Origin of the sequence: Streptomyces sp. RLB3-17, from assembly GCF_007113425.2 — a bacterium.
GTDB classification, from domain to species: domain Bacteria; phylum Actinomycetota; class Actinomycetes; order Streptomycetales; family Streptomycetaceae; genus Streptomyces; species Streptomyces mirabilis_D.
Genome location: NZ_CP041610.2, coordinates 10,208,009 through 10,232,760, shown reverse-complemented (window position 1 = coordinate 10,232,760; position 24,752 = coordinate 10,208,009). Strand labels below are relative to the sequence as shown.

The 24,752-nt window shown below is 71.4% G+C and carries 28 protein-coding genes; 8 read left to right on the top strand and 20 right to left on the bottom strand.

The window, feature by feature from the left end:
• Nucleotides 1-42 precede the first annotated feature (42 nt).
• From FNV62_RS45970 to FNV62_RS45960, 3 genes are read right to left on the bottom strand one after another with little or no spacing between them, the layout of a single operon-like run.
• Entirely contained in the window at nucleotides 43-978 is a 936-nt protein-coding gene (locus FNV62_RS45970) for an ABC transporter substrate-binding protein (protein ID WP_097287750.1), read from the bottom strand.
• Nucleotides 975-1,646 (bottom strand): ABC transporter permease, encoded by a 672-nt coding sequence (locus tag FNV62_RS45965; RefSeq protein ID WP_097287749.1) that lies wholly within the window; start codon nucleotides 1,644-1,646, stop codon nucleotides 975-977. Before FNV62_RS45965 ends, FNV62_RS45970 begins: the two co-directional genes overlap by 4 nt.
• Nucleotides 1,643-2,323: an ABC transporter permease gene (locus tag FNV62_RS45960; protein ID WP_097287748.1), complete on the bottom strand. Its 681-nt coding sequence runs from the start codon at nucleotides 2,321-2,323 to the stop codon at nucleotides 1,643-1,645. Before FNV62_RS45960 ends, FNV62_RS45965 begins: the two co-directional genes overlap by 4 nt.
• A gap of 161 nt (nucleotides 2,324-2,484) precedes the next feature.
• Here FNV62_RS45960 and FNV62_RS45955 point away from each other — a divergent pair, with 161 nt between their 5' ends.
• The 3 genes from FNV62_RS45955 (at nucleotide 2,485) to FNV62_RS45945 (ending at nucleotide 5,094) form a co-directional block, all read left to right on the top strand.
• Complete coding sequence (locus FNV62_RS45955) at nucleotides 2,485-3,276, top strand: ABC transporter ATP-binding protein (protein WP_060899305.1); 792 nt, start codon at nucleotides 2,485-2,487, stop codon at nucleotides 3,274-3,276.
• 3 nt (nucleotides 3,277-3,279) lie between these two features.
• Nucleotides 3,280-4,590, top strand: a complete 1,311-nt coding sequence (locus FNV62_RS45950) for an FtsX-like permease family protein (protein WP_143629526.1) — start codon at nucleotides 3,280-3,282, stop codon at nucleotides 4,588-4,590.
• 210 nt (nucleotides 4,591-4,800) lie between these two features.
• Nucleotides 4,801-5,094 carry an ANTAR domain-containing protein gene (locus FNV62_RS45945; RefSeq protein WP_225900924.1) on the top strand — a complete coding sequence of 98 codons (294 nt, stop codon included), beginning with the start codon at nucleotides 4,801-4,803 and terminating at the stop codon, nucleotides 5,092-5,094.
• A gap of 169 nt (nucleotides 5,095-5,263) precedes the next feature.
• Here the strand turns inward: FNV62_RS45945 and FNV62_RS45940 are convergent, their stop codons facing one another.
• On the bottom strand, nucleotides 5,264-6,058 hold the full coding sequence (locus FNV62_RS45940; RefSeq protein ID WP_143604101.1) for a SigB/SigF/SigG family RNA polymerase sigma factor: 795 nt from the start codon (nucleotides 6,056-6,058) through the stop codon (nucleotides 5,264-5,266).
• A 634-nt stretch (nucleotides 6,059-6,692) separates the two neighbouring features.
• Between FNV62_RS45940 and FNV62_RS54825 the strand changes: the two genes are divergently transcribed.
• The 3 genes from FNV62_RS54825 (at nucleotide 6,693) to FNV62_RS45925 (ending at nucleotide 8,573) form a co-directional block, all read left to right on the top strand.
• Nucleotides 6,693-7,007, top strand: a complete 315-nt coding sequence (locus FNV62_RS54825; protein ID WP_205522323.1) for a hypothetical protein — start codon at nucleotides 6,693-6,695, stop codon at nucleotides 7,005-7,007.
• Nucleotides 7,008-7,098: 91 nt separating this feature from the next.
• A complete protein-coding gene (locus FNV62_RS45930; protein WP_143629524.1) occupies nucleotides 7,099-8,388 on the top strand; it encodes a cytochrome P450 in 1,290 nt (429 codons plus the stop codon).
• Entirely contained in the window at nucleotides 8,385-8,573 is a 189-nt protein-coding gene (locus FNV62_RS45925) for a ferredoxin (protein WP_054232492.1), read from the top strand. The genes FNV62_RS45930 and FNV62_RS45925 overlap by 4 nt, the downstream gene beginning before the upstream one ends.
• Before the next feature lie 48 nt (nucleotides 8,574-8,621).
• Here the strand turns inward: FNV62_RS45925 and FNV62_RS45920 are convergent, their stop codons facing one another.
• Nucleotides 8,622-8,933, bottom strand: a complete 312-nt coding sequence (locus tag FNV62_RS45920; protein WP_060896013.1) for a DUF1330 domain-containing protein — start codon at nucleotides 8,931-8,933, stop codon at nucleotides 8,622-8,624.
• A 67-nt stretch (nucleotides 8,934-9,000) separates the two neighbouring features.
• On the opposite strand from FNV62_RS45920, the gene FNV62_RS45915 reads away from it, so the two are divergent.
• On the top strand, nucleotides 9,001-9,987 hold the full coding sequence (locus FNV62_RS45915; RefSeq protein ID WP_143629522.1) for an LLM class flavin-dependent oxidoreductase: 987 nt from the start codon (nucleotides 9,001-9,003) through the stop codon (nucleotides 9,985-9,987).
• 49 nt (nucleotides 9,988-10,036) lie between these two features.
• On the opposite strand, the gene FNV62_RS45910 is transcribed toward FNV62_RS45915, so the two are convergent.
• Both FNV62_RS45910 and FNV62_RS45905 read right to left on the bottom strand, forming a co-directional pair.
• Complete coding sequence (locus FNV62_RS45910; RefSeq protein WP_143629521.1) at nucleotides 10,037-10,873, bottom strand: SDR family oxidoreductase; 837 nt, start codon at nucleotides 10,871-10,873, stop codon at nucleotides 10,037-10,039.
• A complete protein-coding gene (locus tag FNV62_RS45905) occupies nucleotides 10,870-11,406 on the bottom strand; it encodes a VOC family protein (protein WP_225900621.1) in 537 nt (178 codons plus the stop codon). The genes FNV62_RS45910 and FNV62_RS45905 overlap by 4 nt, the downstream gene beginning before the upstream one ends.
• Nucleotides 11,407-11,663: 257 nt before the next feature.
• On the opposite strand from FNV62_RS45905, the gene FNV62_RS45900 reads away from it, so the two are divergent.
• A complete protein-coding gene (locus FNV62_RS45900) occupies nucleotides 11,664-12,458 on the top strand; it encodes a hypothetical protein (RefSeq protein WP_097287737.1) in 795 nt (264 codons plus the stop codon).
• 127 nt (nucleotides 12,459-12,585) lie between these two features.
• On the opposite strand, the gene hypE is transcribed toward FNV62_RS45900, so the two are convergent.
• From hypE to FNV62_RS45840, 13 genes are all read right to left on the bottom strand, one after another.
• Nucleotides 12,586-13,575, bottom strand: coding sequence for a hydrogenase expression/formation protein HypE (hypE, locus tag FNV62_RS45895; RefSeq protein ID WP_225900923.1), 990 nt, complete (start codon nucleotides 13,573-13,575; stop codon nucleotides 12,586-12,588).
• A 94-nt stretch (nucleotides 13,576-13,669) separates the two neighbouring features.
• Nucleotides 13,670-14,794: a hydrogenase formation protein HypD gene (hypD, locus tag FNV62_RS45890; RefSeq protein WP_054232498.1), complete on the bottom strand. Its 1,125-nt coding sequence runs from the start codon at nucleotides 14,792-14,794 to the stop codon at nucleotides 13,670-13,672.
• The gene (locus FNV62_RS45885; RefSeq protein ID WP_097287735.1) at nucleotides 14,791-15,099 is read right to left on the bottom strand and encodes a HypC/HybG/HupF family hydrogenase formation chaperone; all 309 of its coding nucleotides are present in this window, start codon (nucleotides 15,097-15,099) and stop codon (nucleotides 14,791-14,793) included. Before FNV62_RS45885 ends, hypD begins: the two co-directional genes overlap by 4 nt.
• A 20-nt stretch (nucleotides 15,100-15,119) precedes the next feature.
• Nucleotides 15,120-17,522 carry a carbamoyltransferase HypF gene (gene hypF, locus FNV62_RS45880; RefSeq protein WP_143610272.1) on the bottom strand — a complete coding sequence of 801 codons (2,403 nt, stop codon included), beginning with the start codon at nucleotides 17,520-17,522 and terminating at the stop codon, nucleotides 15,120-15,122.
• The gene (hypB, locus tag FNV62_RS45875) at nucleotides 17,519-18,289 is read right to left on the bottom strand and encodes a hydrogenase nickel incorporation protein HypB (protein WP_060896006.1); all 771 of its coding nucleotides are present in this window, start codon (nucleotides 18,287-18,289) and stop codon (nucleotides 17,519-17,521) included. The genes hypF and hypB overlap by 4 nt, the downstream gene beginning before the upstream one ends.
• Before the next feature lie 3 nt (nucleotides 18,290-18,292).
• Nucleotides 18,293-18,688: a hydrogenase maturation nickel metallochaperone HypA gene (hypA, locus tag FNV62_RS45870; RefSeq protein WP_097287732.1), complete on the bottom strand. Its 396-nt coding sequence runs from the start codon at nucleotides 18,686-18,688 to the stop codon at nucleotides 18,293-18,295.
• A gap of 160 nt (nucleotides 18,689-18,848) precedes the next feature.
• On the bottom strand, nucleotides 18,849-18,953 hold the full coding sequence (locus FNV62_RS58185) for a DUF6893 family small protein (RefSeq protein WP_371643157.1): 105 nt from the start codon (nucleotides 18,951-18,953) through the stop codon (nucleotides 18,849-18,851).
• A gap of 11 nt (nucleotides 18,954-18,964) precedes the next feature.
• Entirely contained in the window at nucleotides 18,965-19,525 is a 561-nt protein-coding gene (locus FNV62_RS45865; RefSeq protein ID WP_054232503.1) for a hydrogenase maturation protease, read from the bottom strand.
• The gene (locus FNV62_RS45860; protein ID WP_143610271.1) at nucleotides 19,522-20,964 is read right to left on the bottom strand and encodes a hypothetical protein; all 1,443 of its coding nucleotides are present in this window, start codon (nucleotides 20,962-20,964) and stop codon (nucleotides 19,522-19,524) included. Before FNV62_RS45860 ends, FNV62_RS45865 begins: the two co-directional genes overlap by 4 nt.
• Nucleotides 20,961-21,659: a DUF6084 family protein gene (locus FNV62_RS45855; protein WP_097287730.1), complete on the bottom strand. Its 699-nt coding sequence runs from the start codon at nucleotides 21,657-21,659 to the stop codon at nucleotides 20,961-20,963. Before FNV62_RS45855 ends, FNV62_RS45860 begins: the two co-directional genes overlap by 4 nt.
• Nucleotides 21,656-22,312, bottom strand: a complete 657-nt coding sequence (locus FNV62_RS45850; protein WP_143610270.1) for a DUF5947 family protein — start codon at nucleotides 22,310-22,312, stop codon at nucleotides 21,656-21,658. Before FNV62_RS45850 ends, FNV62_RS45855 begins: the two co-directional genes overlap by 4 nt.
• Nucleotides 22,309-22,923: a hypothetical protein gene (locus FNV62_RS45845; RefSeq protein ID WP_143610269.1), complete on the bottom strand. Its 615-nt coding sequence runs from the start codon at nucleotides 22,921-22,923 to the stop codon at nucleotides 22,309-22,311. Before FNV62_RS45845 ends, FNV62_RS45850 begins: the two co-directional genes overlap by 4 nt.
• Nucleotides 22,920-24,704 (bottom strand): nickel-dependent hydrogenase large subunit, encoded by a 1,785-nt coding sequence (locus tag FNV62_RS45840; RefSeq protein WP_054232508.1) that lies wholly within the window; start codon nucleotides 24,702-24,704, stop codon nucleotides 22,920-22,922. The genes FNV62_RS45845 and FNV62_RS45840 overlap by 4 nt, the downstream gene beginning before the upstream one ends.
• Nucleotides 24,705-24,752 lie beyond the last annotated feature (48 nt).

The following is a 24,752-nucleotide window of genomic DNA, read 5'->3' as shown; positions in this document are numbered from 1 at the left end:
GGTGTTCGAGGGCGTCCGAGGGCACTGAGGGCACTGAGGGCATCACTTCAGCAGGCCCTTGTCCTTCAGATAGGTCCGCGCCACGTCCTCGGGCAGCCGTCGCCAGCTGTCCACCTGCTGGTTCATCGATGCCAGGTCCGCGGTGGTGAGCACGTCGTTGACCTTGCCGAGTGCCTTGATGACGCCCTCGCTGCCGGCGCGCGAGCGGTTGACGACGGGCACGATGTAGTCGGCGTTCTGCAGATGTTTGTCGTCGGCGAGGAGGACGAGGCCGAACTCGTCGAGCGTCGCGTCCGTCGTCGTGGTCAGGACCATCTGGTCCTGACCACTCTGCACGGCCCGCTTCGCCTGGGTGGTGCCCACACCCTTCGGGTCGACGCCGGTGATGTCGATGCCGTACGTCTTCTTCAACCCGGGCTCGCAGTAGGGCCGTTGGACGCACTCGTCGCCCGCCGCGAGCCGTACCGGAAGACGGGACGCGCCGAGGTCGCTGAGTGTCTTCAGGTGATGCTGCCCGGCATACGCCGCCGTCACCGCGAAGGCGTTCTGGTCGACGGCCCTGCCGGGGTCGAGGACGGTGAGGCCGCGCGGTGTGGCCAGCGATCGGAGCGCCTTCATCGTGGTGGCGAGATCGGGTGAGCCGACGGGCGGCGCGTCCGCTCCGTGGGTCTTGGCGTTCAGCCAGTCCGCGAAGGTGGCCGCGTACTCCGGTACGACGTCGATCTGGCCGGATTCCAGGGCGGGTTCGTAGAGTTCGCGGTTGGCGACCGTCAGCATGGAGGTCTTGTATCCGGCCTGGTCGAGCAGCAGCGCGTACATCTGGGCCAGCAGGTCGCTCTCGGTGAACCCGGCCGAGCCGATGGTCAGGTGCTTGCTGTCGCCGGGCGGCGCGGTGACCGCGCCGCGGTTCTCCAGGGACGGGCCGGTGGCGCAGCCGGTCAGCAGGACCAGGCTCAGCAGGGCGCCACCTCGCCTCATCGGATGCCCCTCGCCCAGCGCGGTGCCAGCCGTTCGGCGATCTCGAAGATCCCCTCGACGATCAGGGCGAACACGGCGACGAGGATCGCGCCGGCGAGGACCTGCGGGGTACTCGCCAGGTTGAAGCCCGCGGTGATGATCCGGCCGAGTCCGCCGCCGCCCGCGAGCGCGGCGATCGTGGCGGTCGCGACGAGTTGGACCGCGGCGATCCGTACGCCGTTCATGACCATCGGGAGCGAAAGGGGCAGTTCTACGTGGAACAGCATCTGTCGACCGGTCATCCCCATGCCTCGCGCCGAGCTGACCACGCTCCGGTCGACCTCGCGCATCCCGACGTAGGCGTTGGTGAGCAGCGGCGGTACGGCGAAGAGGACCAGCGCGACGACGGTCGGACCCTCGCCCCACTTGCCGAGCGGGGTGAGCAGCAGCAGGACCAGTACGGCGAAGGTGGGGACGGCGCGGCCGATGTTGGAGATGTTGACGGCGAGCGCGCCGCCCCTGCCGAGGTGGCCCAGGACGAGCGCGACGGGCAGCGCGATGAGGCAGCTGATGACGAGGCAGACGACGGTCAGGACGAGGTGCTGGGCGAGGCGGTGCCAGACGCCGTCGTCCCCGGACCAGTGCGCGGGGTCGCTGAGCCAGTCCCAGGCCCCGGTCAGGGCGTTCATCCGCGGGCCGCCCGGGTCCAGGGGGTGAGGAGCCGCTGCACCGCGAGCAGGAGGAGGTCCGCGGCGACGGCGATGACGACGCAGAGTACGGACGCGGTGAGGACCTGCGCCTTGAAGTAGGTGTTCATGCCCGCGTAGATGAGATTGCCGAGTCCCCCGAAGCCGACGATCGCGCCGACCGTCACCAGTGAGACCGCCGAGACGGTGGCGATGCGCAGTCCGGCCATCGAGGCGGGCACCGCGAGCGGAAGTTCCACGGTGAGCAGGAGGCGGATGGGCCCGTATCCCATGCCGCGGGCGGCCTGCCGGGTCTCCTCGGGGACGGCGCGCAGGCCCGCGAGGATGTTCCGGACGAGGAGGGTCAGCGAGTAGAGGACGAGTCCGGAGACGACCAGCGTGGCCGACAGCCCGTACACGGGCAGGAGCAGCGAGAACATGGCGAGGGACGGGATGGTGTAGAGGATCGTGGTCACCGCGAGGACGGGTCCGGCCGCCCAGCCCCAGCGCCGGGCAAGGACGGCCAGCGGCACCGCGATGACGAGTCCGACGAGCACGGAGACCGCCGTGAGCTGGAGGTGCTGGACGACCGCGTCCAGGAGGATCTGGCGGCGCGTGCTCAGATACTCACCGCAGATCCACTCGTTGCGGGCGAGACAGTCGTCCGGGGGCGCGGTCACGCGTCCATTCCATCGGGGGCGGGCGGGAGTCGGCGCGTTCTGGTGACCCGTACGGGGTGTCGCTGAGTACACCCCGCGATACGGGTTCTGCGCCCCATGTGGGTCGAGCGTTCGCTCCGTAGCGTCGTGAGCGAGGCACAGGGCGTGCCGGACGGAGAGTGATGACGATGTTTCGCCGCACCTCGCGACGTACGAACGGATCGGAACCCGCCCAGGAGGCACTGCGGCTGGTCAAGGTCGGCAAGACCTACGGCGCCGGGGAGAGCGCCGTGACCGCGTTGGACGGGGTGAGCCTCGGCCTGGCGCGCGGCAGCTTCACCGCCGTCATGGGGCCCTCGGGGTCCGGCAAGTCCACGCTGCTGCGCTGCGCGGCGGGGCTGGAGCGACCCGACAGCGGCATCGTGCGGGTCGACGGAACGGAGATGACGGGCCGCGGCGAGGCCGAGCTGACGAGGTTCCGGCGCGGTCGGATCGGTTTCGTCTTCCAGCAGTACAACCTGCTGCCGACGCTGACCGTCGCCCAGAACACGATCCTGCCGCTGAAGCTCGCCGGGCGGCGCGTCGACCGGGCCCGGGCGCGGGAGATCCTGACGGCGGTCGGTCTGGGCGACCGGCTCGGCAGCCTGCCCGACCAGCTCTCCGGCGGGCAGCAGCAGCGGGTGGCGATCGCCCGGGCGCTGGTCGCCGAGCCTCGGGTGATCTTCGCGGACGAGCCGACCGGCGCCCTCGACAGCCGCGGCGCACGGGAGGTGCTGCGGCTGCTTCAGGAGGCGGTGCGGGTGCACGGCAGGACGGTCGTCATGGTGACGCACGACCCCCTCGCCGCCTCGTACGCCGACGCGGTCGTGTTCCTCGCGGACGGGCGGATGGCCGGCCAACTGCACGCGCCGACGGCGGACGCCGTGGCCGAGCGTCTGGCGCACCTCGGCGACGACACGAGGGTGGGGGTGTGAGCCGTGTTCGCTCTGGCCTTGCGTTCCCTCCGGCAGCGCCCCGGGCGCGCCACGGCGACCCTGCTGTCCGCCTTCCTCGGCGCGGCGGTCGTCATGACCTTCAACTCCCTGCACGACACGGCCGCGCGGCCGGGCGTGGACTCCGTGAGCGCGGAGTCGCTGTCCACCGCGGCGGGCGTCGTCGGCGGCTACGGGACCCTGCTGGTGTTCTTCGCGATCGCCTCGACCCTGACGGTGAACGTCCGTCAGCGCGGCGCCGAGATGGAGCTGCTCAGGTGCTCCGGGGCGACTCCCGCGCAGATCCGGCGGATGGTCGTGGGTGAGGCGGTGGCGATCGCGCTGGTGGGCGCGGTACTGGCGATCGGTCCGGCGATGCTCGGCGGACGCGCCCTGCTGGGCGTCTTCCAGGACAGCGGCCAGGTCGCCCGGTCCGTCGACTACTCCTTCGGTCCCGTCGCCCTCGGGTCGGGCATCGCCATCACGGTGTCGGCCGCGGCGGGCGCGGCGTTCCTCGCGGTGCGTCGGGTGACGCTCCGCCGTCGCCCCCGGGGTCGGGCACGGACGTTCCTCGCGTACGCGGCTCTGCTCGCCGGTGGCGCGGCGGTCTGTTCCACCTTCGCGTTCTCGGCCGAGGACGCCGCGCTGATGGCGCCTCCCGCGTACGGGGCGATCCTGCTGTCCGTGGGGTGCGCGCTGCTGGCGCCGCGGCTGCTGGGGGGCCTGCTGGACCGGCTGCCCCTGACGGGCCCGAGCGGGTATCTGGCCGTACGGAACCTGCGTCGGCGTGCCGCGGAGATGTCCGGTGTCCTGATGCCGCTGATCCTCTTCACCTGCATGGCGTCGGCGACGCTGACCATGCAGGCGGTCGAGAGCGACGCGATCAGGGCCTCCGGTGTTCCGAAGTCGGTCGACGCGAAGAACCTCGAGACGCTCAACCTCACGGTCGTCGGCGTCATCGTGGTCTTCTGCTGCGTCATGCTGATCAACTCCCTGTACGCGGCGACGACTTACCGCGGCCGGGAGTTCGGGCAGCAACGGCTGGTGGGTGCGACGCCGGGGCAGGTGCTCGGGGTGGTCGGCGCCGAGGGCCTGATCCTGACGGTGACGGGCGTCTTCCTGGGCACGGTTGCCGGGCTCGCCGGGGTCCTCGCGTTCAGCGCCGTGCGCACGGGCTCCCCGTGGCCTGGCCAGGGGCCTGGTATCTGGCTCGCCGTCGTCGCGGTCGCGACGGCGGTGACCCTGGGGACCGTCCTGTTCACGGCCCGCCGCACCCTGCGGACGCCGGCCGTGGCGGCGGTGACCCTGGTCGCGTGAGCGGGCGGCGGACTGCGGGGGCGGTATATGGGCGCGGTCCGCACTGGCACCTGACCGGCCGAGTGGCCACGATGGACTCCGAGGACGACGGCTTCCGCCACCAGGATCCAGGCCCCGGAGGGGACGATGACGTCAGACGCCCGTTCGGGAGGCGCCGAACCGTGCGACGCGCCGCAGGAGTCGGCTTCCCCTTCCGACACGGCGGACCGGATGGTCGAGTTGCGGGAAGAGGTCGACCAGCTGAAGGAGGCCGTCACCTCGCACGCCACGGTGGACCAGGCCATCGGCATGGTGGTCGCCCTCGGCCGGGTGTCGCCCGACCAGGGCTGGGCCGTACTCCGGGAAGTCTCTCAGCACACGAACGTCAAGCTGCGCACTGTCGCGGAAATGATTCTCGTCTGGGGGCGGCAGGGAGATCTGCCGCCCGATATTCGCGCGGCACTGGAGGACACGCTCGACAAGTACGGGCCCACGCAAATCCCGGACAGTCCCCCCGCCCCGTAGGCGCGAATTTGTTTGGATCTGATCCACCCAGGTAGTTCAGAGAGAGGTGGCCCGCTGGCCAACCGCTCCCGGGAGGGTTCGGCAGTGAGCTCGCCTCCGACCGCCCGGACGGGGCGACCCCCCGGGCGGCCGGGTGTTGTCCACCACCACTCGCACGCCCGGGCAGACCCTAGGCCGCATCGGCGAGCACCTGTTCGCGCAGGGTGGCGCAGCAGTCGCTGAGGAGGCGCGAGACGTGCATCTGTGAGATGCCGAGCTGGTCGGCGATGCAGCTCTGCGTCATGCCCTGGAAGAAGCGCAGGTAGAGGATGGCCCGTTCGCGCTCGGGGAGTTCGTGCAGGGCCGGTTTCACCGACTCGCGATCGATGACCAGGTCGAATCCGGTGTCGCGCGCGCCCAGCGCGTCGTTGAGCGCGTAGCCGTCGTCCCCGCCGGGCAGTTCGGCGTCCAGGGAGAGGGCGGAGAAGCTGTCCAGGGCCTCGAGACCGGTACGCACCTCGTCCTCGCTCAGGTGCGCGTACGCGGCGATCTCGGCGACGGTGGGCCGTTGGCCCTGCATCGTCTGCGACAGGTCCTTGAGGGCCGCGCGCACCCTGTTGCGCACGTCCTGGACGCGGCGCGGGACGTGCAGGGTCCACATGTGGTCGCGGAAGTGCCGCTTGATCTCGCCGGTGATGGTCGGGACGGCGTAGCTCTCGAAGGCGTTGCCGAGCTCGGGGTCGTAGCGGTCGACGGCCTTGACCAGGCCGAGCGCGGCCACCTGGTTGAGGTCCTCGACCGACTCGCCCTTGCCCCGGTAGCGGCCGGCGACACGCTCCGACATGGGCAGCCAGGACCGGATGATCTCCTCGCGGAGCGCCTGCCGCTCGGGCCCGGCCGGCAGCCCGGCGAGGCGGACGAAGGCCGCGGCGGTGTCGGGGGCGTCGTCATGGGGATGTCTTTTGGTGCCGGACGTCATGCGCATAGTGCTCACAACTCCCTCAGGGGTTGCCGACGGGGCAGTCCCCGCGGGAGGGCGCGCACAAAAAACCGGACGGGAGACATCCGGCGATCTGGCGGACCAGCTCCCACGGACGTGCCTCCTGTCCGAAGCACTCCTAGGACAATTCCCGCATATCGGTCAGCCAAACAATGTCGAAACAATCCCGGAGAATCATCCAAGGGGCGTGGCGCCGGGCGAGGGGGCGATTCCGGAGCGTCACGCGTCGTCCACGAATCCATATCCGTACGCCGTGAATTCACTGCGCGATATCCGCGCGACCTCCGCGCCCGCCGCGAGACAATTCACCGCGCGATGCGCCGCGCGAACAAGCGATTCGACGCCGGATTCACGACGCTGATCCGAGACAGGGCACGCGGCGCCACGCTCCGCGACGGCGCCAGGCGCAGGTCGCCGGGACGCCGGTGTCGCGCGGGCTTCCACGAACCCAGGCCGGCAAGGTCGTGCCGAACCGTCGAGAGCCCCGGATTCACCCGGACCCCCGCCGACCGTTGACGGGGCAGCCGCACCATGGAAATCTTATACTCAGTGAAGAGAATGCAGTTCTCGCCTGTGGCCGTAACCGTTCAGGCAACGCCCGTATCGGAGGACTGACGCGATGGCCCCTTATCCGAAGCCGGCCGAGGGCAGCTGGACCGAGCACTACCCGGACCTGGGAACGGGAGTGGTGTCCTACGAGGACTGCGTCTCACCCGCGTTCTGCGAAGTCGAGGGCGAGGGGGTCTTCAAGCGGGCCCGGCTGAACGTCGGCCGGGTCGAGGACCTGCCGCGCAAGGGGAGTTGTTTCACCGGCAAGCTCACCTTCGTCCAGCAGGAGAGCGAGTTCTTCAACAACGCGGCGCCACTGGCGCTGTACGGCGTCGACACCGGCGCCGGCGCCGAGATCCACCGCGTCGCCGAGCCGCTGCCCTGACCCGGCCCGGCGACCGCCCGAGCCCAGCCGACCCACCATTCACGACCACCGGGACCCACACGTTGCGGTGCCGAAGGGAGCGTTGCACACGGTGAACGACTTCGAGGCGATGAACTTCTTCCGGGACGACGGGCTCGTCGCGGACCCCTACCCGTACTTCGAGGCGATGCGCGGGAAGTGTCCCGTACAGCGCGAGAGCCACCACGACGTGGTGATGGTGACGGGGTACGACGAAGCGGTTCAGGTGTTCAACGACAGCGAGACGTTCTCGTCGTGCCTCTCGGTGACCGGCCCCTTCCCCGGGTTCCCGGTCCCGCTCGAGGGGGACGACGTGAGCGAACTCATCGAGCTGCACCGCGCCGAACTCCCCTTCAGCGACCAGCTTCCGACCCTCGACCCGCCGACGCACACGGACCACCGCGCGCTGCTGATGCGGCTGATCACACCGCGACGCCTCAAGGAGAACGAGGCGGCGATGTGGCAGCTGGCCGACCGCCGGCTGGACACGTTCCTCGCCCCGGGCGAGGGCGACTTCATCAGCGGGTTCGCGGGCCCGTTCACCCTGGAGGTCATCACCGACCTGCTCGGCGTGCCCGAAGAGGACCGCGAGGAGTTCGTCAGGGGGCTGGAGCACCGACCGCAGGCGGACGGCGGTGTGGGCAGCACGGAACGGGAGATGGAGCACACGCCGCTGGAGTATCTCTACGAGCGGTTCGCGTCCTATGTCGAGGAGCGGCGCCGCGAGCCGCGCGACGACGTGCTCTCCGGTCTGGCCTCGGCGACGTTCCCGGACGGCTCCACGCCCGACGTCGCCGATGTCGCCCGGGTGGCGACCAATCTCTTCGCCGCGGGCCAGGAGACCACCGTCCGGCTGCTCAGCTCCGCCCTCAAGCTGCTCGTCGAACGCCCCGAGCTGCAGCGGCGACTGCGCGAGGAGCGCGCCCTCATCCCCAACTTCATCGAAGAGGCGCTGCGGATGGAGAGCCCGATCAAGGGCGACTTCCGGCTGTCCAGGGTGCCGACCACGGTGGGCGGTGTCGACATACCGGCCGGCACCACCGTGATGGTCCTGAACGGGGCCGCGAACCGCGACCCCCGCCACTTCGAGGAGCCGGACACCTTCGACCCCTCCCGCGCCAACGCCCGCCACCACATCGCGTTCGGACGGGGCATCCACACCTGCCCCGGTGCGCCGCTGGCCCGCGCCGAGGGCCGGGTGGCCATCGAGCGGCTCCTCGACCGCACGGCCGACATCAGGCTCTCGGAGCGCGTACACGGCCCCGAGGGCGAGCGCAGGTACCACTACATCCCGACGTACATCCTGCGCGGTCTGACCAACCTGAACGTCGAGTTCACCCTCGCCGAGGAGCCGGCACCGTGAAGGCGAAGGTCGACGAGGACCGCTGCCGGGGACACGGGGTCTGCTGGTCGCTCTGCCCCGAGGTGTTCGACCTGACCGACGACGGCTACGCGGTGGTGCTCACACCGGACGTACCCGCCGAGTTCGAGGACACCGTGCGTACGGCGATGGGCAGTTGCCCCGAGCGCGCCATCACGCTGGACTGACGGTCGCGGCCCGCGCACACCGCACGGGCCGCGACCGGCAAGGCTCTTTCACGCGGATCGCGACGGCATCTCGAACCCGGAGACGATCACGACGTTGCAGTCGGCCGCGGCCAGCCGCAGCGGCTTCGCCTCCGCGTACGCGTCCGACGCGTACCAGGCACGCGCCGCTTCCACGGACTCGAATTCGAGGACGACCGTACGGTTGCCGTGCCAGCTGCCCTCCAGGACCTGGGGCCCTGTATCCACCGCCAGGACGGCTGCCCTGCCGTGCGCGATCGATCCCGCGGACGCCCGGCCATAGGCCTCCATTCCGGCCTCGTCCTTGATGGCCTCGGTGAGGATGACATATCCCTTGGGCATGGGTTCCCCTTTATGTCGATGAGCACTATTTGATGACGGTTGGTCAAGAATGGGAGGGAAATAAGTCATGCGGGATCTCGAGCTGTCCTGCGGGCTCCCGCCGGGCCCGGACTTCGCGGACCTCGCCGTACTGGCCGAGGAGCTCGGCTACTCCAGGGTGTGGATCTACGATTCGGCGCCGCTGTGGGAGGACCCCTTCGTCCATCTCGCCCTCGCCGCGCGGCGGACGACCCGCATCGGGCTCAGTACGGCCGTCCTCATCCCCGGCCAGCGGTCGGTGATGACCATGGCCTCCGGCATCGCCACCGTCGCCCGCGTCTCCGGCGGGCGCTTCCGGGCGTGCTTCGGTACGGGGTTCACCGCCCGCCTCGCGGTGGGCCGGCGCCCGATGACGCTGGACGCCCTCGCCGACTACATGACGGCCCTGCGCCGGCTGCTCGCCGGCGAGACGGCGATCACGGACGGCAAGCCGGTGCGGATGCTGCACGCGAGCGGCCTCACCGCCTCGCGACCGATCCAGGTCCCGCTCTGGATCAGCGTGTTCGGCCCCCGGGGCACCGCGCTGGCCGAGAAGGTGGCCGACGGCGTCATCGGGCCTCCGCACCCCGTGCTCCCGACCGCGACCATCATCTCCGGCACCGTGCTCGACCCCGGCGAGGACCGGGACTCGGACCGCGTCCGGGAGGCCATCGGACCGTGGCGGGTCGTCGACTGGCACAACGCGTACGCCAAGGGCGGTGCCGAGGCGGTCGACGCCCTGCCCGGGGGCCGGGCCTGGCGGGCGGCTCTCGAGGAACTCGCCCCCGAGGAGGAGCGCCATCTGCTCACCTTCGAGGGCCATGTCACGCACCTCCCCGACCGCGACCGCCGGCTCCTCGATCACATCGACCTCAAGACGATGGTCGGCGACGCGTCCCGGGTCGGCAGAAGCCTGGCGCGGCTCGCCGACCTCGGCTTCCACGAGGTCGTCTACACACCGAGCGGCCCGGATGTGGCCCGCGAGCTGCGCGCCTTCGCCACCGCCCACCGGCAGCGGCCGGCGGCGGACCGCTGAACTCACGGGCACTACGGGGCGTACGGGCCTCACGTGCACTCGTAGGGACTCACGTGCGACCGGCTCGGGTCCGGACGGCGGCGCACACACCACCGTCCACGAGAAGGTCGATCCCGCTGAGGAAACCGGCCTCGGACGACAACAGGAAGGCGACGGCCGCGGCGACGTCCTCGGACCGCCCCAGCCGGCCGAGCGGGGTCTGCCGCAGCAGCAGCTCCATCCCCGGATGGGCGGCGGACTCCTGCCGCCCCTGAGGCGTGTCGATCAGCCCGGGGGACACCGAGCAGACACGGGCACCGAGCGGCCCGATGCGCACCGCCTCGCGCTGGACGAAGCGGTGCACCCCGCGCTTGGCCCACGCGTACGCGATCCCGGTGTCCTCGATGCCCGGCCCGACGGCCTCGTGGACGCGGTCGAGGAACCGCTCGTCGAGCGGGTCGTCCAGCACCGCGTCGACGGCCGGGTCGGGGTCGGTGCCGCCGAGCAGCGGGGCCATCGACGCGAAGCACACCAGGGCCGTGCCCTCGGTGGCGAGCGGGCGGAGCGTCTGCGCCAGCAGCGCGGTCCCGACGAGGTCGACGGTGAAGATACGACGCCAGTCGGCCATGGTGGGCGAGATGCCCGCGGCGTGGGCGACGGCGCGCAGGGTGCCCAGTTCGCCGACGCGTGCGGCGAGCCCGGCCAGACCCGCGGCATCGGTGATGTCGAGGGCGAACGGTTCGACGACGGCCCCCTGCGCGGTGGCGGACAGGTCCTTGGCGGCCGCGGTCACGGTCGCCTCGTCCCGGTCGACGAGGAGCAGCCTGTCCACCTGGTCGGCGAGCCGCCGCGCGCAGGCCAGCCCCATCCCGCGGCCGGCGCCGGTGACGATCCCGACGGTCGTCATGCGCTCATCCCCCAGAACCGTTCCAGGCTCCGCTGTGCCACCCGGCTCACCAGCTCGACGCGGTAGCCGCTGGCCGGGCTGCGCAGGAACGCGAACGGGGCGCCGTCGGCACCCTTGCGCGTCGCCTCCCGGACGAAACCGTGGCGTTCCAGTTCGGCGGCGTCCGCGGCGACGTCGTCGGACCAGTAGCCGACGTGATGAACGGCGCCGTCGGCCGTCGGCTCCCACAGGGTTCCCGGGACGCGCCGGACGATCTCGAGACGCGGTGTCGTCGTCGAGAACACGCACCCGAGCTCGACCACGGCGTCCGCGTCCGGCAGCGTGACCGGGACCGGCCCGCTGATCTCGCCGCACCACTTGTACCCGAACAGGGAGGAGAACTCGGCCAGGGTCGTCTCGAAGTCCTCGACGACGATACCGAGATGGAACTGGTCCTGAGCCTTCAGCACCCGGCCGACGGCCGCCTGCCCGTACTCCGTCGCTTCCAACGTGTCTCCCTCGTCGTTGAGTTCAACCACAGCAAAGAAGTTCATTCTTCGAAATGAGAACGATATTCTCACGTGCGGTCGGGGAGCGCAATGGAAGGGCGGGGGCCGTCGCGAGGCCCGGCGGCGACCTTTCTTCGTATCATCGGATGCGTGCCGTTTCCCAACGGATCCGGGGGTCACGGCGTGGGTGTTCAGGTTGTGTTCAGGCCCCTCGCGGGCCCTGGCAACTCCTGCACCAGAAGCCCCAAAGCAATGGCAAAAACCCCTGTGGCCAGCACTGTTCGCCATGTCATCGTGCGGGCATGAGCACAGAGCACCTCACCCGCCGTCGTCGCGCCGTCGGCCCCACCCATCTGGCGAGCAAGGTCCCGGAAGTCACCGTCTACTTCTGGGTGATCAAGGTGCTGACCACCGGCATGGGTGAGACCGCCTCGGACCTCCTCGCCAAGAAGCTCGGGCCGATCCCCGCCGTCGGCCTCGGCGGCCTGGCCCTCGTGGTGGCGCTCTTTGTCCAGCTCAAGGCCCGTCGCTACGTCGCCTGGATCTACTGGACGGCGATCGTGATGGTCAGCGTGTTCGGCACCATGGCCGCGGACGTCCTGCACGTCGGCCTGGGCGTCCCGTACACGATCTCCACCCCCTTCTTCATGGCCGCGCTGGCAGCCGTGTTCGCCGTCTGGTACGCCAGCGAGAAGACCCTCTCCATCCACAGCATCCACACCCGCCGCCGCGAGCTCTTCTACTGGGCCACCGTGCTGGCCACCTTCGCGCTCGGCACCGCCGCCGGTGACCTCTCCGCCACGGTCGGCCTCGGCTACCTCGGCTCGGCCGTGCTGTACGCCGTCGCCATCGCCGTCCCTGCCGTCATGCACAAGTGGGGCGCCCTCAACGCGGTGGCCGCCTTCTGGACCGCGTACGTCATCACCCGCCCGCTCGGCGCCTCGGTCGCCGACTGGATGGCCCTGAGCCACGCCCGCGGCGGCCTCGCCCTCGGGCTGGGACCGGTCACCCTGTCCTGGACCGTCGCCATCATCGGCTTCGTCGGCTACCTGGCCGTGTCCCGCAACGACGTCGGGGACGCCGAGCGCCTCGCGTAGGACACCGGCCCTACGGGTGTGACCACCGGGGCCGCGCTCACAGTGGTGGACGACCGCGGATCGACGGGCGCGCGGTCGTCCAGGTGGGGTTCACCACCTGACGCCCGCGCCGCCGTCCCGCCACGCCTCAGCAGATCCTCGGCAGCTGTTCCCCGATCGGCAGGTCGACCACCCGGGTGCCGCCCAGCCCGGTGCGGGCCACCACCATGCCCGGATGGGCGTCCACGACCTCGCCGATGATCCTGGACTCCGTACCCAGCGGGTGCGCCCGCATGGCGTCCAGGACGGCGTCGGCGTGCTCGCGGGGCACGAACGCCACCAGCTTGCCCTCGTTGGCCACGTACATCGGGTCGAGGCCCAGCACGGCGCAGGCGTTGGCGACGGCCGGCGGGACCGGGACGTCACGCTCCCGGATGACGACGCCGGTGCCCGAGGCGGCCGCGATCTCGTTCAGAGCGGCGGCCAGCCCGCCCCGGGTGGGATCGCGCAGCACATGCAGATCCGGGGTGACGGCGAGCATGGCGTCGACCAGACCGCCGAGCGCCGTGCAGTCGCTCTCGATCTCCACCCCGAACTCCAGGCCCTCACGCACGCTCATGATCGCCACGCCGTGCACGCCGATCGCACCGCTGACCATCACGACATCGCCGGGCACGACCCGCTGCGGGCGCAGATCGACGCCCGCCGGGATGAGCCCGATACCGGCCGTGTTGATGAAGATCCCGTCGCCGTGACCGGCCTCCACCACCTTGGTGTCGCCGGTCGCGACCTCGACGCCCGCGGTCCGCGCCGCCGCGCCGAGCGCCTCGGCCACACGGGCGACGGTCTCCATCTCGACGCCCTCCTCCAGGATGAAGCCGCAGGAGAGGTAGGCGGCCCGGGCACCGCTCATGGCGAGGTCGTTGACGGTGCCGTTGACGGCGAGGTCACCGATGCTGCCGCCGGGGAAGAACAGTGGCCGCACCACGAAGGAGTCGGTGGAGAAGGCCATCCGGACACCGCCCAGCGACAGTGCCGCGGCGTCGCCCAGCTGGGCGAGCACCTCACCGCCGAACGCGGGCGCGAAGACGTGCTGGACGAGTTCGGCGGACAGGGCGCCGCCGCCCCCGTGGCCCATGACGATCCGCGGCTGGTCGCGCAGCGGGGCCGGACAGGTCCAGGCGGCGGGGTCGAGTACGGGCGTACGGAGTTCGGTGGTGGTGCCGGTGGTCTCAGACAACGGGGGTCGCCTCCCGGGGCGCGGGGGTGAGGTCCAGGCGCCGGTAGAGGTAGTACGCGGCACAGGCGCCCTCGCTGGAGACCATGGTGGCGCCGAGCGGGGTGCGGGGGGTGCAGAGCGTGCCGAACGCCTCGCACTCGTGCGGCTTGAGCAGGCCCTGCAGGACCTCGCCGCTGCGGCAGGCGGCCGGTTCACGGGTCTGGATGCCGTCGACCGAGAAACGGTACTCGGCGTCGTACTCCCGGTACTTCGGGGACAGCCGCCAGCCACTGTCGGGGATCACCCCGATGCCGCGCCAGGCCCGGTCGGTGACCTCGAAGACATCCTCCAGCATGGCCCGCGCCGCCGGATTCCCTTCCGGGCGGACGGCACGGGGGTAGGCGTTGTCGACGGTGTGTTCGCCGCGCTCCAGCTGCGCCACGGTCCGGCGTACGCCTTCGAGGATGTCCAGGGGTTCGAATCCGGTCACGACGATCGGGACCCGGAAGCGCTCCGCCAGTTCCGGGTACTCCCCCACCCCCATCACGCTGCACACGTGCCCGGCCGCCAGGAAGCCCTGGACGCGGCAGGTCGGCGACTGCATGATCGCCTCGATGGCGGGCGGTACGCGCACGTGGGACACCAGCAGGCTGAAGTTCGGGATGCCGAGCTTGCGGGCCTGGTACACCGTCATCGCGTTCGGCGGCGCGGTCGTCTCGAAGCCGATGCCGAAGAAGACGACCTGGCGGTCGGGGTTCTGCTGGGCGATCCGCAGGGCGTCGAGCGGCGAGTACACGACCCGTACGTCGCCGCCGGCGCCCCGCACCTGGAACAGGTCCCGTCCCGTGCCGGGCACCCGGAGCATGTCGCCGAAGGAGCAGAAGATCACTCCGGGCCGGGAGGCGATCTCCAGCGCCTTGTCGATGACCTCCAACGGGGTCACACACACGGGACACCCCGGCCCGTGGATCAACTCGACCTGGTCCGGCAGGAGTTGGTCGATGCCGTGGCGGATGATGGTGTGCGTCTGTCCGCCGCAGACCTCCATCAGCGCCCATGGCCTGGTCACCGTGGAGTGGATGTCGTCGAGCAGCCGACGTGCCAGGTCGGGGTCCTGGAACTCGTCGAGGTACTTCACTTCCGCGCCTCCTCTCCCGCGGACGGCAGGGCCTCGCCCGCCTCCGCGGCCATCTCCCAGGGGTCGCCGAACTCCTCCTGCAGCAGGCCGAGGGTGGCGAACAGTTCGAGCGTCTGCTTCGCCGAGTCCTCGTCGAGGCGCTGCAGGGCGAATCCGACGTGCACGATGGCGTACTCGCCGACCTGGAGGTCGGGCAGGTACTCCAGGCACACCTCCTTGACCACACCGCCGAAGTCGACGTTGGCCATCCGGGTGCCGTCCCGTTCCTCGATGTCCAGCACTCTGCCGGGTACCGCCAGGCACATGAGCCTCTCCTCTCTGTTGGTCAGTCGTTGGCTCGGGTACGGTCCTCGGCGCGCGCGGCCACCACGAGCTGCCCGAGGGCCAGACCGCCGTCGCCCGGCGGGACCAGGCGGTGGCGCAGGACCGTGAAACCGTCCGCACCCAGGGCCGCCGCGCAGGCGGAGGACAGCAACGAGTTGGCGAACACCCCGCCGGTCAGGGCCACCGTCTCCACCGCGTGCCGTTCACGCGCCAGCGCACAGACGCGGAGCACGAGACCGGCGACGGCCCGATGGAAGCGCGCCGAGACGACGGCCGGGCCGGCCCCCGCCCGCAGGTCCTCGACGATCGCCGCGAGCACAGGTGCGGGATCCGCGAGGACGGGCGAACTGTCGGTCGGCCCTGCCGGTCGTAGGGCGAACGCATACGCGACAGGGTCCCCGGCGGGAGCCTCCAGCGCCGCGGCCTCCAGCTCCATCGCCGCCTGGGCCTCGTAGCCGGCCGCATGGCACACGCCCACGAGGGAGGACACGGCGTCGAAGAGGCGGCCCATGCTGGAGGTGGGGACGCAGTTCAGGTCGCGCTCCAACTGCCGCTCCAGCACACGCCGTTCGTCGGGCGGGCAAGCGCTCACGCAGGCCAGCTCGTCCGACCAGTCGATCCCCGCCGCACGCAGATGCGCGAGCGCCATCCGGTACGGCCGTCGCACCGCCGCGTCACCACCGGGCAGCGGCGCATAGGCGAGGTGCCCGAACCGGGTGAAGCCGTCGTAGTCGGCGAGCAGGATCTCCCCGCCCCACACCGCACCGTCGTCGCCGTAACCCGTGCCGTCGAAGGCGACCCCGATCACCGGCCGGCTGCCGTCCATCCCGTGTTCGGCCATCGCGGCGGCGACATGGGCGTGGTGGTGCTGCACGCGTACGACGGGCCGGCCCGACGCGTTCCGGTCGGCCCAGCGCGCCGAACGGTATGCGGGGTGCCGGTCGGCCGCGAGCAGTTCGGGGCGTACGGGGGTGATGGACTCCAGTTGGGCCACGGCGCGTTCGAAGGCGTGCTGGGTGGCGAGGTCGTCCATGTCGCCGATGTGGGCGGACAGCCAGGCCCGGCGGCCCTCGCCGAGGCAGAGCACGTTCTTGAGGTCCCCGCCGACGGCGAGGGCCGGGCGCACCGGGACCGGCAGGGTCAGCGGCAGGGGCGCGTAGCCGCGGGCACGGCGCAGCGGCAACAACGCGCCGTCGCACACGCGCACCACCGAGTCGTCGCACGGCACATGGATCGGCCGGTCGTGGGTGAGCCAGCCGTCGGCCAGCCGCGCCAGCCGCTCCAGCGCCTCCCCGTCGTCGGTGACGATCGGCTCACCGGACACGTTGCCGCTGGTCATGACGAGCAACGGGGGCCCCTCGGGGTCGCCGGGCAGTCCGAACAGCAGGTGGTGCAGGGGGGTGTACGGCAGCATGACGCCGAGGTCGGGGCTGCCGGGCGCGACGGAGTCGGCGGGCCGTGGTGCCCCCGCCACGGGTACCTCCCTACGGCGACGCAGCAACACGATGGGCCGGGTGGCGCCGTCGAGCAGGCTCCGCTCCTCGGCGCCGATCCGCACGAGGTGCCAGAGGTCGTCGAGGCTCCGGGCCATGACGGCGAAGGGTTTGTCCCCTCGGGCCTTGCGGCGGCGCAGCAGGGCGACGGCTTCGGGGTTCGTGGCGTCGCAGGCCAGGTGGTAGCCGCCGAGGCCCTTGACCGCGAGGATCGCGCCGCCCGCCAGGAGCCGGCGGGCCTCGGCGACCGGGTCCGCTCCGACGACTGGTTCCGGAGGGCCGCTCACGCCCGGTCGGGGGACGAGCAGCCGAAGTCGGGGGCCGCAGGCCGGGCAGGCGACGGGTTGCGCGTGGAAGCGGCGGTCGGCCGGATCGGCGTACTCGCGGGCGCAGTCGGAGCACATCGGGAAGCCGGCCATGGTGGTGTGGGAGCGGTCGTAGGGCAGGCCGGTGACGATGGTGAACCGGGGGCCGCAGTGCGTGCAGTTGATGAAGGGGTGGCGGTGGCGCCGGTCGGCGGGGTCGGCGAGTTCGCGCAGACAGTCGGCGCAGGTGGCCGTGTCCGGCGGGATCAGGGTGCCGGCCCGGCCGCCCGTGCGGGAGGCGAGGATGGTGAACGCGGCGTCGCCGGTGACGGGTACGTCGTCGTGGTGCACGGAGTCCACGCGGGCCAGCGGCGGTGCCTGGACGGCGATGCGGTCGCAGAAGCGGGCGACGGCCGAGGGGGCGCCCTCGACCTCCGCGATGACGCCCTCGGGGGTGTTGGTGACATGGCCGGACAGTTCGAGGCCGGTGGCGAGGGTGTAGACGTACGGGCGGAAGCCGACGCCCTGCACCACACCCCGTACGGTGACCCGTCGGCGCAGCGGTGTCCCGTCGGCGACGGCGGCCGCGGAGGGCGGACCGCTCACGAGTGGGAGTGCGCCATGGCGCCGGTGCCGTGCGGGTGCTCGTGGCCGTCATGTCGGTGGGTGTGTGAGGCGCCGTCGGGTCGGCGTGCCATGACGGGCTCATGGAGCGGGACGCCGTCCGCGGCAGCCAGCGCCCGGTCGAGCAGGGCGCCGACGCCCCGGTCCCGGCGGGCCGAGGTCAGCAGCACGTCCACTCCGGGGTTGACCCGCTCGACGTTCGCGCGGAACGCCGCCTCGTCGAACTCGACGGCCTCGGCGATGTCGGTCTTGGTGACCACCACCAGGTGGGCGAGGCCGAAGGCGGTCGGGTACTTGAGCGGCTTGTCCTCGCCCTCGGTCACGGAGGCGAGCACCACTCTGAGGGTCTCCCCGAGGTCGTAGGAGGCCGGGCAGACGAGGTTGCCGACGTTCTCGACGAACAGCAGCCGGGTGTCGTCGGGCAGCCAGCCCTCCAGGTGGCGGCCGAGCATCCCGGCCTCCAGGTGGCACAGCCCGTCCGTGAGGACCTGCTTGACCGGGACGCCGGAGCGGGCCAGCCGCTCCGCGTCGTTCTCGGTGGCGAGGTCGGCGGTGAGCGCCGCGACCGGCACGGACCGCTCGCGCGCGAGTCCCAGTTCCCGTTCCAGCAGGGCGGTCTTGCCGCTGCCGGGGCTGGAGAGCAGGTTGACGACCGTGGTGCCGCGGGCCGCGAGGCCGGCGCGCAGGGTGTGCGCGGTCTCGTCGTTCTTGGCCAGGACGGCTTGCTGCAGGTCGACCACACGGCACATGGTTCAGCGCTCCTCGGAGATCGGTTCGCGGGGGTGGGCGTGCGTCGGACCGTCCTCCCACTGCACGCTGAGGATCTGGAGTTCCCGGCCCGTCAGTAGCTCCGTGGTGGCTCCGCCGCACCGCGGGCAGGTCAGCGCGGGCGGCATGCCGACGGCCCATTCGTGCGCGCAGGATGCGCAGCGGGCCCGTCCCGGCACGGCTTCGGTGAACAGTTCGGCGCCTTCCAGCACGGTTCCGGCGCAGGCCAGTTCGAAGCAGAAGGAGAGGGCGTCGGGTACGACGCCGGCCAGCTCGCCCACCTGAAGCCGCACCGAGCGCACGGCCGTGACGTCGCCGGCCCGCTGCGCCGCCTCTTCCACCTGGCCGATCACCGCCATCGCGAGGGACATCTCGTGCATCGATCGGTCTCCGTCTCGGGCAGGGCGTCCGCCGCCCCTCATTAGAGGGGAGGCGTCCGAGGGCGGCGGACCGGCACGCCGTCGTCGGCCGGCCACGTACGCCGTTCGCCGCAACGGCACGGCGGAGACAACAGAGGGCGTACGAGCGGGAGGTGTCGGCTCACATGCTCCGGATCCGCAGGTAGCGTCTGAGGTCGGGCAGGATCTGCACGAGGACGGCGGTGACAGCGGCGGCCAGCACGCCGCCGACGAGGGTCTTGATCATGGCTTCTCTCCTCACTTCGCGGCTTCGCCGACCGTGGCCCGCGGCGCGGACTCTCCCGGTTCGTCGGCCCGCAGCAACTCTTCGATCAGCCGGACGGCCTCCGGCACGGCGGCCGAGACCGGCGGGCTGAGCCCGATGCCCTCCTCGACGGAGGCGGGTTCGCATCCCACGACCAGCGTGCGGCGCGGCGGCTGCCCACCGGTCGTGGCGCAGAGGGTCCCCAGCAGTGCGAGCACCGTGTCGGGGGTCATCCGGTGGCCGTCGAGCGGGACGCCGTGCGGCTCGCCCGCGTCGGCGCTGTCGTGCTCGATGACGTACAGGGTGCCGGGGCGCTCGCCGCGCGCGGTGGCGTCCACCAGGATCAGGGTGTCGTAGCCGTCGAGGACCTGGTACGCGAGGTGCACGCCCCGTACGCCGATGTCCACGGCCTCGACGTGCGGGGGCAGTTGCCGTCCGGTGAGCGCGCGCACGGTTTCCACGCCGAAGCCGTCGTCCCCGAGGAAGATGTTCCCGATCCCGGCGACGAGAACCTTGCCGCTCTCCTGGCGGGGTGGGTCCGGGGGCGGGCTCATGCCTCGTCCTCCAGTGGTTCGACCTCGTCGGGCTGGAAGTAGAGGAAACGGCCCTGTTCGCGGCGGATGTCGGCGCCCGGATCGTCCTCGACCGTCACGGCCAGGTGCACTCCGCCGTCCACGTCGTGCAGCACGGCCTCGACCTTCGCCGTACGGCCCGCCAGGAACAGGTCCTGTGCGTCGGTGCGGCGCAGCCCGGGGCGCAGCAGCACCCTGCTTCCCGCGCCCAGCGACCGGCCGTCGACGACGATCCGGTCCTGCCCCGGGTCGAAGCCGGCGTCGCTCGCCGGGTCCCACCACGGGGTGTCGGGTCGCGGCACGCCGAACTCGTCGGGGAAGCCGTCCGCGGCCGGAGCGGACGCTGTTCCCGTGCCCGTCCCGGTCACCTCGCGCAGACTGCGCACCGCCCCGTGCAGGCGCTCCAGGACCTCGGGCGGCATGGTGTCCGCCAGGTCGATCACGGCGGCCGCCCGGTCGTCGGTGCCCCGGGCCTCGCGCTTCTCCTCGTCGGTGAGCGCGGCGGTGCGCAGGGCGAGGATCTCGTCGATCTCGGTGGCGTCGTACAGGGCCCCGGGGCTTTCCGGGGCGATCGCCGGGTGGTCCTCCAGGATGATCGGCGAGGACAGCACCACGTCCGCGCGCCCGGGTTCGCCGGCGAGGACCGGCCAGGTGTGCAGATTGCGGCAGGACGCGACCGCGCCCTTCGCCCACTCGGGGGGATCCGTCATCGACAGGAACGACCCCGCGCCGAGCCCCATGAGGAGGTGGGTGGCGACCAGGGAGCGCGGGAGGGCCGCGTCCCGGTCGGCCGCGGTGCCGTCCGGGGGTGTCCAGGTGCTGGTGTTCTCGACGATCGCGGTCAGCCGCAACACGCGGTAGGGCCCGTCGAGTTCGCTCGCGGACAACCGGAGTACGCCGCTCGTCTCCTCGTAGCGGCGGACCATCCGGCCGACGACGCGACCGCTCTCGTCGAGGACGGGCTCGGTGTCCTCACCCGCGGGGCGGTCGAAGGGGACCCTCACTCCTTCGCCCAGGAGTTCCTCGACGGGCACGACCGCCTCGACGCGCTCCTCCGTTCCCTCGTCCCAGGGGACCAGCGTCCGGTCGCCGAGCCGGAGTTCGGCAACCGTCTCGAAGCCGCCGTCCGGGCGCGCCTGTTGGACCGTGCGGCGCCGGGCGCGCAGGAAGCGCAGCTCGACCGCGAGGGTGGCGTCCGCCTTGGGTTCCATCAGGCATTCGGTGTGCTGGAATTCGTGCTCCTCGCGGTCGGCGCCCCAGGCGGGCGGGACGAGCACGCCGAACTGCCAGCGCAGCCGGTTCTTGGCCGCGGAGGCACGGTACGGGTAGAGCACATAGCCCTCGAAGAGGACGGCGTCGGCCACCTGCCGGGCGACGGCGAGGCGGGCCTCGGTCTCCGGGGCGAACGTGGTCACGCTCACGGAGCGGTCCTTCCGGTGGTGCTGGTGATGCCGGTGAGACTGAATCTTCGGGGTGGTGCGGGAGCCGCTCCGCCGCTCTCGTCGAGCAGGGCCCGCACGGTCGCCTCCCAGGAGGGCAGGGCCCGTCGCGAGCGGAAGGCGAGCAGGGCGTCCATGGTGTCGCGGGGCAGCCGGATCCAGCCGCAGCCGGGGAAGTGCTGCTCGACCATCTCCCGCCAGGTGGCCACCGGCATCCGGAAGACCGCTTCCCGGTCCCACGGGACGGGTTCGACGCGGAAGCCGCCCGCTCCGGTGAACGCCGTGCCGGAGAACAGCATCAGCAGCGGCACCTCACCGCTGGTCAGGGCGTCGAAGTAGCGGGTCGCGGCGATGTCCATGTCGTACGTGCACGGCACGACGAGGTCCGTCTCGGTCTCTCCGGTGAAGGCGGGGACCATGACGGAGACCTGGGCGAACTGCACCGGCTGGAGGGTGCTGCCCCAGCGCGAGCGCTCGCCGAAGAGGTCGGCGAGCCCCTCGGCCTCCGCGGTCTCGTAGCCGCGTTTGGCGGGCTCGATGCGGATCTGGCAGCGCAGCGCCATGGCGTGGATCGGTTCGTCTCCGGTCGCGGTGATGCGCAGCCGGAAGACCAGGGTCGGTCCGGCGGCGAACCGGTCCGCGCGCACGCCGGTGCAGGTGAAGGCGAACTCCGTCACGCCGGGCCCTCCTCGCGTACGGGGCGGGCGCGTCGCCCGACGTGTTCGAAGAAGGTGCCGAGGGCGGCGCGGGCCTCGGCGCCGCCGTCGAAGCCCTGCCACAACAGGCGCATCCGGCCGACCAGTTCGTAGCAGATGTCGACGGGCACGAGATAGCACTCGCAGCGGCCCTCGTGGCGGCGCAGCAGCAGCGCCTCCACATCGGGTTCGAGGAGTTCGGCGAGGCGGCTGTCGCCGAGGACGGCGCTCCACGTCGCCGGATCGAGCTCGCTCTCGGTGGCCCCGGCCGGGCTCGGATAGAGGGCCACCAGCCGGTCGAGCGCTGCGTTGCGGAAGAAGAAGGCGACGCCGACCGGGATCTGCAGCGCCTCCCAGGCCCCGTCGTCGAGGTGGTGGTCCGGGTCGGTGAGAAAGCGGTCCGGAACCGCGCGGAAACGGCCGCGTGCGGCGCCCGGCTGTTCCATCAGCAGGGCGCAGGACGTACAGGCGCAGACGATGGCCCGCTGCTCGATGTCCACCAGGTGGCGGTGGCGTGCCTCGTCCACCGCCACCGCGCACAGTCCGCAGCGCTCCGGCCGCGGTTCACGTCCGGTCAGGAACCTGCGCAGCCCGGAGTCGCGCGTGGCCGGTCGGAGAACCGGGGGCGCGTTCACGGTGCCTTCGCCGGAGCCGGGGCGGCGGCGGTGCGGGTCCCGGGGCCGGTGCCGATCTGGAGCAGCGTGGGCTCCCCCGAGCGGCCGGCGGCCTGTACCTCGACCGCCGTGACCTCCGGCGCGAAGCAGGCCAGCGCGCCCTCGGCCGCCTGCTGGGCCGTCGTACCGCTCGCCGCGCAGCCGCATCCGCCGCCTCCGGCCGCCCGCAGCCGGAGGGTGCCCGTCTCCTCGTCGAAGTCCACGACGTCCAGTTCGTGGTCGCGGACGCTGTCGAGCGCGCGGGTGATGCGGGTCGTCCGGTCCTCGGGGTGCAGATCGTGCAGGACGAGGAGGCTCGCGACCAGTTCGTCGCCGAGCAGGCCCGCCAGGGGATCACCGGGGGTTCGGCGGCCCACGGGCGTGGACAGCAGGTGGAGCATCCGGGCCAGGCCCGCACCGTAGAAGTCCATGAGGGCCTGGACGAGTTCCTCGGCCGCCGCGCGGGCGGCCGGGTCACCGGTGGTGGCCAGCCGGTCGAGTACGTCCTCGATCCGCTGCCCGGTGCGCACCGCGTCGACCGCCGGTGCCGCCTTCGCCGCCTTCGCCGCCTCGATGGTCGTGCCCGCGCTCATCCGCCCAGTCCGCTCAGGCCGGTGGGCATGTGCATCTTCTGGACGGTCTTGCCGCCACCGACGTACATGTGCACGCCGCACGGCAGACAGGGGTCGAAGCTGCGGACGGCACGCATGATGTCGATGCCCTTGAAGTTCTCCGGGGAGTTCTCCTCGAAGATCGGCGTGTTCTGCACGGCGTCCTCGTACGGGCCGGGTGTGCCGTAGGTGTCCCTGGTGCTGGCGTTCCACGGGGTCGGCGGGTACGGGTGGTAGTTGGCGATCTTGCCGTCGCGGATCACCATGTGGTGGGAGAGCACACCGCGCACCGCCTCGGTGAAGCCGACGCCGATGCTCTCGTCGGGCACCTCGAACTTCTCCCAGGTCTGGGTGCGTCCGGCGCGGACCTCCTCCAGCGCCTTCTCCGCGAAGTGCAGGGCGACGGCGGCGGTGTAGGCCTGGAAGTAGGTGCGCGCGCGGTTGCGTTCCAGCGCGTTGCTCCAGCGCGGGATCTTCCACTCGAAGGTGGTCTCGGGCTTGGTCATGGTGCGCGGCAGGTTGATGACCACGCTGTGGCCGGTCGCCTTCACATAGCCCGTGTCGACGAGGCCGGACAGGGCGGTGGACCACAGGCGCGCGATGGGGCCGCCGCCGGTGTCGAGGGCGAGGTGGTCCTTGCCGTCGAACCAGCGGGGCGACATGACCCAGCTGTACTTGTCGTCGAAGTTCCGCTTCTGCGGGGCGGGGATGGTGTGCTGGTTCCACGGGTGGCGCGGGTCGACCGGGTTGCCGAGCGGGTCGTGGGTGACGAACTGCTCCTGGCCCTCCCAGTCCTCGTAGTACGAACTGCCCAGCAGGATGCGGATACCGAGGTTGATCTTGGTGAGGTCGTTGGTGACGAGCTTGCCGTCGACGATGATGCCGGGGGTGACGAACATCCGCCGACCCCAGTCCGTCATGTTGGCGTAGGTGAAGTCGCAGTACTCGGGGTCGTTGAGCGCGCCCCAGCAGCCGAGCAGCACCCGACGGCGTCCCACTTCCTCGTACCCGGGCAGGGCCTCGTAGAAGAAGTCGAACAGGTCGTCATGGAGGGGGACGACCCGCTTCATGAACTCCACGTAGCGCATCAGACGGCTGAGGTAGTCCGTGAAGAGCTGGACCGAGGCGATGGTGCCGACGCCGCCCGGGTAGAGCGTGGAGGGGTGCACATGGCGGCCCTCCATGAGGCAGAACATCTCCCGGGTGTAGCGGCTCACCTGGAGCGCCTCGCGGTAGAACTCGCCTTCGAGGGGGTTGAGGGACCGCATGATGTCGGCGATCGTGCGGTAGCCGTGCTCGGCGGCGTGCGGCGCCTCGGTGCGCTCGGCGAGTTCGAGGACGCCCGGGTTGGTCTCCTTGACCATCTTCTCGCAGTAGTCGACCCCGACCAGGTTCTCCTGGAAGATGTTGTGGTCGAACATGTACTCGGCGGACTCGCCGAGGTTGATGATCCACTCACCGAGGTGCGGGGGCTTAACGCCGTACGCCATGTTCTGCGCGTACACCGAGCAGGTGGCGTGGTTATCCCCGCAGATCCCGCAGATGCGGCTGGTGATGAAGTGCGCGTCGCGGGGGTCCTTGCCGCGCATGAAGACGCTGTAGCCGCGGAAGACGGACGAGGTGCTGTAGCACTCCGCGACCCGCTTCTGCTTGAAGTCGATCTTCGTGTGAATGCCCAGGCTGCCCACGATCCTCGTGATCGGGTCCCAGGCCATCTCCATCAGGCCGCTACCGTCGCCGGCCGCCTTCGTCTTCGGTGCCATCGTGTGTGTCGTGCCCTTCTTCGCGGGTGGTCCGGGAGGGTGTGGACG